Below are 14,169 nucleotides of genomic sequence, written 5' to 3' on the forward strand. Positions count from 1 at the left end.
TGTTAGCGGCGGGTTCCGTAGGGGCGGGGGTCCTGCCAGCGTTCGAAGGGGCGGTCGAGGTGATAGCGGCCTTCAGGGCCGAGAAGGAGGGCGCGGGTCTCGCCGTTGCGCGGATTGGAGAGGCATTCGAACTCCTCCACCGTCCAGTGGAACCAGCGCATGCAGAACAGCCGCATCGTGAGTCCGTGCGTGACCAGCAGGACGTTCGGCGGATTGTCGGGCGCTTCGAAGCTGCGCCACAGGCTCTCCAGGAAGGCTCCGGCCCGGTCGTAGACGTCGGCGCCGGATTCGCCCTGGGCGAAGCGGTAGAAGAAGTGCCCGTAGGCGTCGCGGTACTTCTTCTGCTGGCGGACGTCGTCCCGGTCCTGCCAGTTTCCCCAGTCCTGCTCGCGAAGTCTGGGTTCCTCGCGCACCCGCATCCGGGCCGGATCGAACCCGAGCGCGGCGAGTGTCTCCCGAGTGCGGCGGTAGGGGGACACGAAGGCCGAGACGCGTTCCTCGCCGAAGATCTCGCGGAGCTGCTTGCCCGCTTCCTCCGCCTGCCGCCGACCGCGCTCGGTCAGTGGCAGTGCGTGATCGGGCACGCGTTCGTAGATGCTGTCGTCGGCGTTTCCCTCCGACTCTCCGTGGCGGAGCAGGACGATTCGGCGAGGACGTGCCATGGGTTCCACCCTAGGTCAGACGGTCCACGACGGCTCCAGGTCGATGACGTCGCCGGTGACGCGGGCGAGGTCGGCCCCGGTCCGGGCACGCAGGGCCAACCGCTCCACACGCTCAGCTCGATACTTTCCGTATTCGGCGGTGGAGTTCCACATCGACAGGACGAGGAACTCGTCCTCCGTGTTCGCCTGCGCGAAGACACCGCGCAGCATGCCCGGCGAACCGGCCATCGCAGGGTTCCACACCTTCTCCTGCATGAGCATGTAGTGCTCGATCCGCTCGGGCCGCACCCGGCAGTGGGCCACCCGCAGCAGGTCCGCGTCGGTGAAGACCGGACGGAAGCCGGTCTTCACGTCGAAACGGTAATCGAAGAGCCTGACCTGCATCTCCTTGTAGGTACCGAGCTGGGAGGCGTGCAGCCGGTCGTGCGAGCGGGCCATGAAGGAGTCGTAGAAGGCCCTGCTTTCCCAGAAGCCGAAGAGGTGCACGACCCCGTCCCGGGCCCGGCTCCATCCCCCGCCCTGCCCCCGGAAGCCGGGTTCACCGAGCAGCCCCGCCCACTTTCGCTGTGCCCGCGCGAATCCCGGGCGGTTGACGACCGTGCAGCGCATCCACTTGACCAGCACCGCGCTATCGTACGGCCATCCCGGTGACGCCTCGGACCGGTCCGAACGCACAGGCGTGCACCGCACTGATGTGCGGTGACGCTCCCGTGGCCGTCGGCCCGCCATCACCTGGCGGGGATCGGAGGTCCGGGCCGGAAGGTACGACGCCGCGGACCGTCACGGGCGAGGCCGACACCGACAACCGCGCTCCTCTCTCCCGCGATGCGCGCTCCGCAACAGCCGTGTCGACCGCATGCGACAGCGGCATCTCGACGGCGCTGAGCAGCGGCGCCGCAGGCCGGTACAGCAGAAGCCGGTACAGCGGAGAGGGAGCCGGCCCCGGGCCGACTCCCTCTCTCATGTGCAGGCCGACGGTCTCAGCAGCGGATCCCCGAGGTTCCGCAGGACGTCGGACCCGCCCGCTGTCAGCTGCAGCCGCTGGTCGAACCGCAGCCCTCGCAGAGGTAGCAGCTACCCGCGCGGCGCATCTTGGTGCCGCAGGAGAAGCACAGCGGGGCGTCGGCGTTGAGGCCGAGCTGCATCTCCATCAGTTCGGTGGAGTTGTGCGCCTCGCGCGGGGCCGGGGCGGCAGCCTCCGGCTCGGTGGCCGTGCGCTGCTCGTCCTTGCTGTCCTTGGCCTCCTCGGCGGCCGCCGCCTGCTCGGCCTTGGGAGCCGACTGGGCCAGGGCGTCCGCGTCGAACTCGTCCTCGGTCGCCTCGTAGGAGCCCGTCTCCAGGTGGCGCTGGCGCTCGGCGGCCGAGTGGATACCCAGCGCGGAGCGGGTCTCGAAGGGGAGGAAGTCCAGCGCCAGACGGCGGAAGATGTAGTCGACGATCGACTGGGCCATCCGCACGTCGGTGTCGTCGGTCATACCGGCCGGTTCGAAGCGCATGTTGGTGAACTTCGAGACGTAGGTCTCCAGCGGGACCCCGTACTGGAGGCCGACGGAGACGGCGATCGAGAAGGCGTCCATCATGCCCGCCAGGGTGGAGCCCTGCTTGGACATCTTGAGGAAGACCTCACCGAGACCGTCGTCCGGGTAGGAGTTGGCCGTCATGTAGCCCTCGGCGCCGCCCACCGTGAAGGAGGTCGTGATGCCGGGGCGGCCCTTGGGCAGCCGGCGGCGGACCGGACGGTATTCGACGACCTTCTCCGGTTCGGGAGCCTGCGCCTTCTTCTCCTCCTTGGCCTTCGCCGACAGCGGCTGGCCGACCTTGCTGTTCTCGACGTAGACGGCGAGCGCCTTGGTACCGAGCTTCCACCCCTGGAGGTAGATCTCCTCGACGTCCTCGACGGTGCTGCTCGCAGGCATGTTGACCGTCTTGGAGATGGCACCGGACAGGAACGGCTGGGCTGCGGCCATCATCCGGACGTGCCCCATCGGGGAGATGGACCGCTCGCCCATGGCGCAGTCGAAGACCTCGTAGTGCTCCGGCTTGAGGCCGGGCGCGTCCACGACGTTGCCGTGCTCGGCGATGTGCTCGACGATCGCCTCGACCTGCTCGGGCTGGTAGCCGAGGCGCTTGAGGGCCTTGGGGACCGTGTTGTTCACGATCTGCATCGAGCCGCCGCCGACGAGCTTCTTGAACTTGACCAGGGCCAGATCGGGCTCGACGCCGGTGGTGTCGCAGTCCATCATCAAGCCGATGGTGCCGGTGGGGGCCAGCACCGAGGCCTGCGCGTTGCGGAAGCCGTTCTTCTTCCCGAGCCGCTGCACGTCCTGCCACGCCTCGGTGGCCGCGGCCCAGACCGGGCTGTCCAGGTCGTCCGTGCGGGGCGCCGTGTCGTTGGCGTCGCTGTGCTGCTTCATGACGCGCCGGTGCGCCTCGGCGTTGCGGGCGTACCCCTCGTAGGCGCCGACCACCGCGGCGAGTTCGGCCGAGCGCTTGTACGAAGTGCCGGTCATCAGGGAGGTGATGGCACCGGCCAGCGCGCGGCCGCCGTCGCTGTCGTAGGCATGTCCGGTGGCCATCAGCAACGCACCCAGGTTGGCGTAGCCGATGCCCAGCTGACGGAAGGCACGAGTGGTCTCGCCGATCTTCTCGGTGGGGAAGTCGGCGAAGCAGATGGAGATGTCCATCGCTGTGATGACCAGCTCGGTCACCTTCGCGAAGCGCTCCGCGTCGAAGGACTGGTTGCCCTGGTCGTCGTCGCGCAGGAACTTCATGAGGTTGAGCGAGGCCAGGTTGCACGAGGAGTTGTCCAGGTGCATGTACTCGCTGCACGGGTTGGAGGCGGTGATCCGGCCGGTCTCCGGCGAGGTGTGCCAGCGGTTGATCGTGTCGTCGTACTGGATGCCGGGGTCGGCGCAGACGTGGGCGGCCTCGGCCATCTTGTGGAAGAGCTTCTTCGCGTCCACCTCCTCGACGACCTCACCGGTCATCCGGGCACGCAGCGCGAAGTTGGAACCGGCCTCGACGGCCTTCATGAACTCGTCGTTGACCCGGACCGAGTTGTTGGCGTTCTGGTACTGGACGGAGGCGATGTCGTCGCCGCCCAGGTCCATGTCGAAGCCCGCGTCGCGCAGGGCGCGGATCTTCTCCTCCTCCTTGACCTTGGTGTCGATGAACGCCTCGACATCCGGGTGGTCGACGTCCAGGACGACCATCTTGGCGGCGCGGCGGGTCGCGCCACCCGACTTGATCGTCCCGGCGGAGGCGTCGGCGCCGCGCATGAAGGAGACGGGCCCCGAGGCGTTGCCGCCGGAGGAGAGGAGCTCCTTCGAGGAGCGGATACGGGAGAGGTTCAGGCCGGCACCCGAGCCGCCCTTGAAGATCATGCCCTCTTCCTTGTACCAGTCGAGAATCGACTCCATGGAGTCGTCGACGGACAGGATGAAGCAGGCACTGACCTGCTGGGGCTGCTTCGTCCCGACGTTGAACCACACCGGGGAGTTGAACGCGAAGATCTGGTGCAGCACGGCATAGGCGAGTTCGTGCTCGAAGATCTCCGCATCCGCGGGGGAGTCGAAGTACCCGTGCTTCTCACCGGCCGCCCGGTAGGTCTTCACCACGCGGTCGATGAGCTGCTTGAGGCTGCTCTCCCGCTGAGGGGTGCCCACCGCGCCGCGGAAGTACTTGCTCGTAACAATGTTGACCGCATTCACCGACCAGAAGTCGGGGAATTCGACGCCACGCTGCTCGAAGTTGATCGAGCCGTCGCGCCAGTTGGTCATGACGACGTCGCGGCGCTCCCAGCTCACCTCGTCGTACGGGTGCACTCCGGGGGTCGTGTGGACGCGCTCGATACGCAGTCCGCTCTTCGCCTTGCCGCCCTTTGCGCGGGAGCCGCGTGCCGGGCCACTCGTCGTCTCTGTCATTCCGCCTCCCTGTGTGGGGCATAACGCCCCAACATGCCCCGGTTCTTCCCCGAGAGCTGTGCCTGTCTGATGACCCGGACACGGTGCGTGTCCAGGCCAGGTCTCTGTGTGTGCCGAGGACCCACCCCGGCCTGCCGGCCGCGCGCCGCGGAGCGGCCTGCCGTTCAGTCGGCGGCGGCAGCGGCGGAGGCGCCCTCGCCCCCGCGCGCCTGTCCCGCCCGGGGTCCCGCCGCCGGGTCTCCCCCGACGGCGGGCGGCGGCACCTCGGGCAGCACCCGCGCCTCTCCCCCGGCTGCACGCCCCTTGCCCGCCCGGGCCCCCTCGGCCCCCTCGCACTCACCGGCGGCTTCGTCCGCCCGAGCCCCGGGGGCGAGCGATTGCACCTCGCGCAGTTCGGATATGGCGGCCTCGAAGTCCTCCAGGGATTCGAACGCCTTGTAGACCGAGGCGAAGCGCAGATAGGCGACTAGATCGAGATCCTGGAGCGGGCCGAGTATGGCCAGTCCGACGTCGTGCGTGGACAACTCCGCGCTCCCGGTGGCCCGGACGGCCTCCTCCACCCGCTGCCCGAGCTGGGCCAGCGCGTCCTCGGTCACGGGGCGCCCCTGACACGCCTTGCGCACTCCCGCGATCACCTTGTCCCTGCTGAAGGGCTCGGTGACACCACTCCGCTTGATCACCGTGAGTGACGCGTTCTCGACAGTGGTGAAGCGCCTGGAGCAGTGGGGGCACTGGCGGCGACGCCTGATGGCAGCTCCGTCGTCGGCCGTACGGCTGTCGACCACACGGCTGTCGGGGTGCCGGCAGAAGGGGCAATGCATCGTTTCCACCCTCCCAGGGCCCGCAGAGCCCTCACCGTGCATAACTGATCACGTCGCGGCACCCCCGTCACAGGGGCCCCTCGACTGGCCTCCAGCATAGGCGACATCCCCACGGCACGAGCACCCGGGGACACAACTTCTGGTGGCGTTCGCTCATCAAACCACTAGATCTGGTAGCCGAGAGGCAAGACGGTCACGACGCGTGTCGCCGTCCGGCGCAGCCCACGACCCTACGCGAAGCGGGCCGCCGGAGAGCCCCTGGGGCACGCCTGCGAGACTGTGCCGGACAGCGGCGGCGCACCGCCCCCGGGACGGCGGCGCGGGAGGACGAGCGGCGGCGCGAAAGAGCGGCGGCAACGGGGCCCGGACCCGCCGCGCCTCGAGGGCAGGGGTTCACCGAGAGCAGCGATTACGGACAGCGACAGACGGCGGCGGAAAACGGCTGGAAATCGCCACGCCGAGGCACGGTCGGCCACCCAGTCGGCGCCGCGGCGGCGGGACCGTCCGGGGAACACCGGCTGTGACAGGAGCGGCGCGGGCACGAATGGATGACACGCCGAACCGCGAATGCGCGGGAGAGCTGCGGGCATTCCGGAACACCCCCGCTCCTGCCGAGCGGATGTCGCGACCTATACACCCATCGAGCGGTAGAAGTCAGGTGAACTGCGGATTTTCACTCGAACGTGTGTTTGGCGCAACCTTTCGAAACCAACTACCGTTGTCCAGCTAGGGAGAACTTCTCGAGAGGGGCCGACGTGACCACGACTGCAGACAGCGCCACCATCACCTCCCAGAACCGCGCAGCTCAGGCAACAGCTCAGCCCATTGACGAAATTCAGCCGGTGAATGACGCCATGAACGGGGAGATCCAGGACGGCCAACAAGCGAAGCGCTCGCTTCCAGGGCGACCTCCAGGCATCCGCGCGGACAGTTCGGGACTCACCGATCGGCAGCGCCGGGTGATCGAGGTGATCCGCGATTCGGTGCAGCGGCGCGGCTACCCGCCGTCCATGCGCGAAATCGGTCAGGCCGTCGGGCTCTCCAGCACCTCCTCGGTGGCACACCAGTTGATGGCCCTGGAGCGAAAAGGCTTTCTGCGCCGCGACCCGCACCGCCCCCGCGCCTACGAGGTGCGCGGTTCCGACGCGCCGAGCAGCACGCAGGCGGCGACCGACACCGCCGGAAAGCCGTCCGCCTCCTACGTCCCGCTGGTGGGACGTATCGCCGCGGGCGGTCCGATCCTCGCCGAGGAGTCGGTCGAGGACGTCTTCCCGCTGCCGCGCCAGCTGGTCGGCGACGGCGAGCTCTTCGTCCTGAAGGTCATCGGTGACTCCATGGTCGAGGCCGCGATCTGCGACGGCGACTGGGTCACCGTCCGGCGCCAGCCCGTCGCGGAGAACGGCGACATCGTCGCCGCGATGCTGGACGGCGAGGCCACCGTGAAGCGCTTCAAGCGCGAGGACGGGCATGTGTGGCTGCTCCCGCACAACTCCTCGTACCAGCCGATCCCCGGCGACGACGCGACGATCCTCGGCAAGGTCGTCGCCGTCCTCCGCCGAGTCTGAACACCGCACCGGCGTACGACCGACAGGGGCGAGGCGGCCGGAAGCTCGGGCACTGCGCCACCTCGCCGCCGACCGAAGGCTACGGGCCGCTGGTTCCCTCCACCCCCGGGACCGGCGGCCCGCCGTCGTGCCGGCGCAGAGCACGTTGAAACGGCACCAGAACCCCGGCCCACGCGCTCCGCTCCCGCAACTCGCGCAGTCCGGCGACTCGCCTACGCCTTCTTGGCTGCCTCGTCGATGGCCGACAGGGAGCGGCGGACCTGGTTGCGGTCCGTCGTGTACCAGAAATCGGGCATGGAAGTCCGCAGAAAGCCGCCGTAGCGCGCTCGCTCCAGCCGCGGGTCCAGCACCGCGACCACACCTCGATCCCCCGTCGCGCGGACCAGCCGGCCGGCGCCCTGGGCCATCAGCAGCGCCGCGTGCGTGGCCGCCACCGCCATGAAGCCGTTGCCGCCGGACTCCTCCACGGCCTTCTGCCGGGCGCTCATCAGTGGATCGTCAGGGCGCGGGAACGGCACCCTGTCCATCACCACCAGTTGGCAGTTGGGCCCCGGGACGTCCACGCCCTGCCACAGGGACAGGGTCCCGAACAGGCAGGTCTCCGCATCGTCGGCGAAACGTCTGATGAGCTCGCCGAGCGTCTCCTCGCCCTGGAGCAGGATCGGGAGCCCCAGCCTGCCGCGCAGTTCCTCGGCTGCAGCCCGCGCGCCCCGCATGGAGGAGAAGAGCCCCAGAGTGCGCCCGCCCGCCGCTTCCACCAGCTCCGCGAGCTCGTCGAGCATGTCGCTGCGCTGGACGTCCCGGCCGGGGGGATTCAGATGTCCGGCGACGTAGAGGATGCCCTGCTTGCGGTAGTCGAACGGGGAGCCGACATCCAGCCCGCTCCACACGGGTACCTGGTCGTCGCTCTTCCCTTCCGCATCGGTCCCCCTGATCCCCTCCGGTGCGAGGCCGAGTGAGGCGCCGACCCCGTTGAAGTCCCCGCCCAGTTTGAGCGTGGCGGAGGTCAGGATGACAGAACGGTCGGTGAAGAGCTTCTCGCGCAGCAGCCCGGAGACGGAGAGCGGTGCCACCCGCAGTGACGCTCCGTACCGCTCGTGCCGCTCATACCAGAGGACGTCGAACTCGGAGTGCTCCAGAATGCGTTCGGCGACATCGTGGATGTTCTCGATCGCCGCCTTGGCCTGCTTGCGGACCGCGTCCTCGTCCTGGACCGAGGAGTCACGTGTGTTGCCCAGTGCGCTGAGACAGCTGCGCCCGGCATCACGCAGCGCCATCAGGGCGTACTCCAGGTCCTCCGGCACGGCTTCCAGTCGGCCCGGCAGGGCGAGCTCCATCAGCCGTTCGAAGGTCTCGGAGGCGGTCTGGAGCTGATCGGCAATCTTCTCGTCCACCAGCTTGGCGACGCGGCGCACCGCGCGGTTGACGCTGCCGGGAGTGAGCTCGCCGGTGGCCACACCCGTGACGCGGGAGACCAGCTCGTGCGCCTCGTCGACGATCAGCACCTCGTGGCCGGGGAGCACGGGGGCGCCCTCGATGGCGTCGATGGCCAAGAGTGCGTGGTTGGTGACGATCACGTCGGCCAGCTTGGCCCGCTCCCGGGCGGCCTCCGCGAAGCATTCGGCACCGTAGGCGCACTTGGACGCTCCGAGGCACTCGCGGGAGGAGACGGAGACCTGGCCCCAGGCGCGGTCGGAGACACCGGGCTTGAGGTCGTCCCGGTCGCCCGTCTCCGTCTCGTCCGACCAGTCGCGCAGCCGCAGCAGGTCCTTGCCGAGCTTGGAGGTGGGGGTCGCGCTCTCGAATGGGTCGAAGAGGCCGTCCTCCTCTTCCTGCGGCACTCCCTCATGGAGCCGGTGCAGGCACAAGTAGTTCGACCGCCCCTTGAGCATGGCGAACTCCGGGCGGCGTCGCAGCAGCGGCTGGAGGGCCTCGACGGTGCGCGGCAGGTCGCGCTCGACCAGCTGCCGCTGCAGCGCGAGTGTGGCGGTGGCCACCACCACCCGCTCCCCGTGGGCCAGTGCGGGGACCAGGTAGCCGAGGGATTTCCCGGTCCCGGTGCCCGCCTGCACGAGGAGATGGCGGCCGTCTTCGACAGCCTCGGCCACTGCCTCGGCCATGGCGGCCTGACCTGGGCGTTCCGTGCCTTTGACGGCGATGACGGCGGCCTGGAGGAGTTCGGTGACGGCGGGCTTGCTCATAGACCCGACACCTTACGCGGCGCCACCGACACTCCGCTCGGCTGCTTCCCTGCCTGCACGATTCCTTCCGGCCACGACCGGGTCGGCCCGAGCGAGAGCGCTCCGTGTCCGGATGGGGACGCCGGGTCCGGTCGGCGAGAGGATCCGTCCTCAGTGCAGCGGATTGCGCACCGTCCCGTGCACGGCCGCGTGCGGGCGCTCGGACCTGTCGCGGTAGCCGTCGGCGTGCAGACGGTTGCGGTTGAGGCAGAGGCGTTCGATGCGCGGCGTCAGCAGGTCGAACGTCTCGAACCGGGGTTTCAGCACCGGGAAGCGGGCGTGATAGCGGTCGATCTCGGACCGTACGAGTGACCAGAAATCGCGCTCGCTCACCCCGAGCTGGACCTCGCACAGCGGGGCGAGATAGCGGAAGACCCCCACGAAGAGCGCGGAGTGGATGAACTGCGTCAGGAATGTGGGAGGTTCGCTCAACAGGACCCCCCGGACGTCCACCGGCATGGAGTCGAGCTCGGGAACCGGCTCGGCGCTGACGTTGACGTCGTCCACGAAGTCCTTCATCGCCAGCCGGGTCGGGACGTCGCGCTCGTCGAAGACGACGATGGCGTTCTCCCCGTGCGGCGAGAAAACGGTGCCGTAGCGGTACAGGAAGTGCAGCAGCGGCGGCAGCAGCGCCGCGAACAGATGCCTGAGCCAGATCCGGGGCTCCAGGCCCGAGCGCGCCACCAGCTCGCCGGTGACGGAGTTGCCGTCCGCGTCGGTGTGGATCAGCGAGGCGAGCGTGCGGGCCCGCTCGTCGGAGTCGAGCAGCGGAGCGAGGGGTTCGCGCCAGATGCAGCCGAGCAGTTCGCGGTACTGGTAGGGCACGTCGCCGAGCGGCTCGTACACCGGGTGCGGGACACCCACCGAGGCGACCTCGCCCAGCAGAATGACCCGGCACTCCTCGGCGAGGAAGGGATCCTGGTCCCGCAGTCCCTGCACCCAGCCGGTGACGGACGGCGCGGCGAGTGTGCGGTCGGTCGGCAGGCCGCGCCAGACGAGCGTGTTGAGGATGGCGAGCGGCAGCTTGACGGTGTGCCTGTCGGGCCTGCTGACGTTGAGGAACGTACGGATGGACTGCTGGGGCAGCCGCATGTCCCCGTCGGTCGGCAGCGGAAGGATCTCCTGCGCCGCCACCTGCGCGGCGAACAGCGGCACGACGGTCTCGTCCCACTGCCAGGGGTGCACGGGCATGCAGAGGTAGTCCTGGGGCGCCAGTCCGCGCGAGATCAACCGCTCCCGGAACGCGGTGAGCGTCTCCTGGCCCAGCTCGCGTGCGTACAGCTCCCCCGCGTCGGCGAGCCGCGGCGTACCGCGGTACTGCGCAAGCCGCCGGTGCACGGCGAGCCAGGGCAGCGGCTGCGCCGTGCGGGCCTCGGGCGCCCAGTGCGCGGCGTCGCGGCCGGAGAAGCCGAGCCGTCCCTTGTTGGCCACCAGCCAGGGGTGTCCCGTCATGTGCCCCTCCAGCTCGGCGTAGCCCAGCGAGGCGAGAGCGGCGGCGGGCAGTTCGGAGGACAGCAGCGCCGCGTCCGCGGTGAGTGTGGCGGTCAGCTCGCGAAGGTAGTGGCCGGCCGTCTCGCCGCTGAGCCCCAGCAGGGACCTGGCCCGGGAGACGAAGGTCAGCGGATCCGGAGCGGGCTCCAGGGAGGAGGCGTCGACGCTCCAGTGCCCGTAGGCGCCACGGCGGGCCCGGAAGCGGACGGTGAGCTCCTCGTCCACCGGGAGGGCGTAGCAGCCGGGCGCGCCACCGGGCGCGGCCTGCGGCTGGAGGATCTCCTCGTAGGAGAACTCGGCGATCAGCTTGGCCAGCAGCTGCCGGGAGGCGCGGGTCCAGTGATCCGGCCCTCTCTCGAGGCCGGCGGGGACGGATAGCGGGGCTACGTCATGTGAGGAGGACGAGGAGGAGGTTCGGGACACGGAGGTTGCTCCTTGCGGGAGGCGTGGATTCAGATGGCGGTGGCCACACGGCACACGGCAGCGGCCACCGGGTCAGAGCGCGCGGCGCGGCTCGCGGTCCCGCACCATCAGGGCCGCGCGCTTGCCGGGGAGCGCGATCTCGGCGCTTCGCCGGAACCCTGCGCCGAGGAACGCGGCGAGTGAGGGGGCGTTGCGCACGTCGGGCTCGGCCAGGACGCGCGTGCACCGGGGACGCTGCACCAGGACGAGGTCGGCGACCGTGCGCAGCAGCAGCGTGCCCAGGCCCCTTCCGCGGTGCGCCGCTCCGCCGAGGAGCAGGTGCACCCCGGTGTCGTGCGGCCGCACCCGGCAGTACCGCGCGAGCGGGTCGAGGTCGGCACGGTAGAGCTCCCAGTAGCTCATGGGAACGCCGTCGAGGATCCCGAGACAGGGAACACTGCGCCCATCGCCGTCCAGCTGGGGCCGCACATGCGCCTCGGTCACCCGTTCGGGTCCGGCGAGCTCCCAGAAGGCGGCCACCACCGGGTCGTTCATCCAGCCGGTGAGCAGCGGCAGGTCGCCGGGGAGCCCGACCGGCACGAGCCGGAAGAGGCCGGCCCGGGTCGGGACCGCGGGCCAGCTTCCGGGGGCGTCGAGCAGATCCGCACGCCGAGGGACGGTGTTCCCGTCGGTGCGGGGTTCCGTGGCCGGAGCGGCCGGACCTGCGGCGTCCACCTCGACGCGGACGCCGGCGGGTGCTCCCGCGCCTCGTGCGGCGGGGGGCGGTGCGGGGCCGTCCGCCTCGGCGTCAGTATGCGCTTCCGAACCGCCGGCAGCGGCGTGGGACGCGGCAGCGGTCCGGTCCGGTGCGGCCGCGGCGCGGTGCGGCCGCGGCCGACCTGAGCGGTGCGCGGCGGCGTCAGGGTCCCGGTAGGAGGCGGTGAGGGGATCGTCGCTGCGGGTTCCGGAGCCTGGCTCCACCGGTTCCGCTTCGGCGGTACCGGCAGGCGGCGCGGAGCCCGGCTGAGGGTGCGGCATGACGACGTCTCCTCTCCTGCGGGGGCCGGAGGCCGGGGGGTCAGGGGGCTAGCGGGTTGTCGAGGGTGACGTAGACGGACTGGGTGTCGACCGGACCCACGAGTTCGTCCATGCCGTGCAAGCGGGTGAGCAGGTTCGCCTTGCAGCGCAGCGTCGGGGAGTCGAGGAGCAGCGCGGGCAGCGGAGAGGCGGGGTCCTGACGTGCCGCGTCCTGCAGAAAGCGACGGAGCGCCGCGAGCAGCACCGTTTCGTCGGCGAGCTGCTGGGCACCGAACGCGCCGATGAGGCCGAGGATGTTGTTGATGCCCAGGTAGTAGGCGAAGCGTTCGTCGGTGACATCGTCCGCGACGAAGGTGTCGCTCTCCACTCCCAGCTGCAGGCCGGGCAGCTGGCGGGTGAGTGCGTCCCGGTGCGACGTGCGGAAGTAGTACCCCTGGTTGTCCCGGTAGCGTCCGCCCGTGGGCCAGCCGTGTGCGTCCAGCAGTACGAGGGTGTTCTGCTGGTGGGCTTCCAGGGCGATGCCCCCGTGTGCGTCCAGCCAGAGGATCGGCCCCACCACCGTGTCCAGATAGCGCAGGAACCATTCGGCAGCCACCGCGCCGACCGGCCGCCTGGTGCGCCGGGCGAGCGCGTGCACCACGGCGCCGAGCCGGGAGAGCAACGCACTGGACGAGCCTGGGTTTCCGGATGCGTGCGGGGCGGGGACGGGCGCGGTCAGTCCGGCGACGCAGACGGCGTCCTCGCCCGCGCCGAAGGGATTGTGCCGTACGACGGTGTCGAATCCGGGCACGCGTCCCTCACCGGGGACGTCGACGCCGAGCCAGGCCGGGTCGCGCACGATGTCGAAGCAGGGGTGGGCGGCGCGCCAGGCGCGGCCGAGACCGCCGCGGAGCAGCCGGTGCATCTCCACGCCGCGCAGCAGTTCCTTGCGGAGGTTCTCGCGGCGCGAGTTGGTGATGCGCAGCCCCACCGAGAGCTTGAGCATCGCACTGCTGTCCGCCCGGAAAACGGTGCGCACCGAGGAGGTGGGGCTCCAGCTCTCCCCCGTCCGGCCGAGGTCGTGCAGGAGTCCGACGTCCAGCAGAGCCCGGACCACGCGGCTGTGCTGTACTTCCCGGGCCTGCCACGGGTGCAGGGGTACCGGTACGCATTCCTCGGGGAGGCGGCCGGCCAGTGCGCGCCCGCTCAGGCGCAGCGCGAGCTGGGTGACGGGGACGGGCTTGCCGCGGTCGGTCCAGGCGGAGTCCCCCGCGAGCACCGAACGGTGCACCGCCATCCAGTGCAGGGGGAAACTGCCGCGCAGTTCGGGCGAGTAGGCGCCCTCCTCCGCGTCGGAGAGGCCCTCGCGGCTCTTGGGGGTGGGGTGCAGGGGGTGGCCGAAGAGCAGCGCCTGCTCGCCGTCGAGGAACGGGCCGGTGCCGGGTGGGGGCGCGGGATGGTCGCGCCTGTCCGCGAGGAACCGCGCGGTGCGCTGCACGGAGTCGGCGACCCGGCCGACCAGCGCGGCGTTCTCCGCGGCTCCCGCGCCCTCGGCCACCTCCCCGGCGGAGCCGGGGTCGCGGTCGGGGTGCGCGGCCTCGCGTCCGATCAGGGCGGCGACCGCGACGGCCTGCAGCGGGGCGGCGGCATCCGGCGCACCCTCCAGGTGCGGCGGGTCGAAACGGTGCCAGCCGACGGGCGACCAGTGCCGTACCGGAATCAGCAGCGCGGTGCCGCTGGCGGACAGCGGGATGCGCAGCACTCCGTCCCGGGGGGCCTCGGGGGCGGTCTCGCGGACCCAGCAGCGCAGCAGGTTCTCCACTGCGGCCGCGTCGGCCGCCGCGCGGGGATCCGGGTGTTCCAGCGGATCGCGGCGCGGCCGACATGCGTGGTGCTCCGGGGGCTCCTGGTCGGAAGGCGCGAGACGCCGCTCCTGCTGGGGGACCGTCGGCTCGATCAGGTCGGCGAGCCTCCGACGGACCTGTTCCGTCGGCTCGTCGGCTCCGGAGCGCGCGTTCACTGAAGTCTCCTCCGCTGGTGTCGACCGG

8 protein-coding genes and 1 pseudogene are annotated in these 14,169 nt (G+C 70.5%); 1 reads left to right on the top strand and 8 read right to left on the bottom strand.

Translation table 11 applies throughout. The features are described from left to right. Positions 1-2: 2 nt before the first annotated feature. The 4 genes from ACFYNS_RS22810 to nrdR all read right to left on the bottom strand — a co-directional run bounded on the left by ACFYNS_RS22810 (position 3) and on the right by nrdR (position 5,406). Positions 3-662, bottom strand: a complete 660-nt coding sequence (locus ACFYNS_RS22810) for a histidine phosphatase family protein (protein WP_360290237.1) — start codon at positions 660-662, stop codon at positions 3-5. Positions 663-677: 15 nt separating this feature from the next. Further along, the gene (locus tag ACFYNS_RS22815; RefSeq protein ID WP_388604790.1) at positions 678-1,286 is read right to left on the bottom strand and encodes a YdbC family protein; all 609 of its coding nucleotides are present in this window, start codon (positions 1,284-1,286) and stop codon (positions 678-680) included. Positions 1,287-1,690: 404 nt separating this feature from the next. Then, entirely contained in the window at positions 1,691-4,585 is a 2,895-nt protein-coding gene (locus ACFYNS_RS22820; RefSeq protein ID WP_360290241.1) for a vitamin B12-dependent ribonucleotide reductase, read from the bottom strand. Between the two features lie 164 nt (positions 4,586-4,749). After that, complete coding sequence (nrdR, locus tag ACFYNS_RS22825; protein WP_360290243.1) at positions 4,750-5,406, bottom strand: transcriptional regulator NrdR; 657 nt, start codon at positions 5,404-5,406, stop codon at positions 4,750-4,752. Positions 5,407-6,293: 887 nt separating this feature from the next. On the opposite strand from nrdR, the pseudogene lexA reads away from it, so the two are divergent. Further along, positions 6,294-6,971: pseudogene (gene lexA / locus ACFYNS_RS22830) on the top strand (transcriptional repressor LexA); the annotation flags it as partial. 212 nt (positions 6,972-7,183) lie between these two features. Here lexA and ACFYNS_RS22835 read toward each other — a convergent pair. From ACFYNS_RS22835 to ACFYNS_RS22850, 4 genes are all read right to left on the bottom strand, one after another. Beyond that, on the bottom strand, positions 7,184-9,172 hold the full coding sequence (locus ACFYNS_RS22835) for an ATP-dependent DNA helicase (RefSeq protein ID WP_360290247.1): 1,989 nt from the start codon (positions 9,170-9,172) through the stop codon (positions 7,184-7,186). A 150-nt stretch (positions 9,173-9,322) separates the two neighbouring features. Next, positions 9,323-11,125: an IucA/IucC family protein gene (locus ACFYNS_RS22840; RefSeq protein WP_388604793.1), complete on the bottom strand. Its 1,803-nt coding sequence runs from the start codon at positions 11,123-11,125 to the stop codon at positions 9,323-9,325. A gap of 72 nt (positions 11,126-11,197) precedes the next feature. Next, complete coding sequence (locus tag ACFYNS_RS22845) at positions 11,198-11,839, bottom strand: GNAT family N-acetyltransferase (RefSeq protein WP_388604838.1); 642 nt, start codon at positions 11,837-11,839, stop codon at positions 11,198-11,200. 343 nt (positions 11,840-12,182) lie between these two features. Continuing rightward, a complete protein-coding gene (locus ACFYNS_RS22850; RefSeq protein ID WP_388604795.1) occupies positions 12,183-14,141 on the bottom strand; it encodes an IucA/IucC family protein in 1,959 nt (652 codons plus the stop codon). Positions 14,142-14,169: the final 28 nt, after the last annotated feature.

Origin of the sequence: Streptomyces sp. NPDC006925, from assembly GCF_042869575.1 — a bacterium.
Taxonomy (GTDB): Bacteria; Actinomycetota; Actinomycetes; order Streptomycetales; family Streptomycetaceae; genus Streptomyces.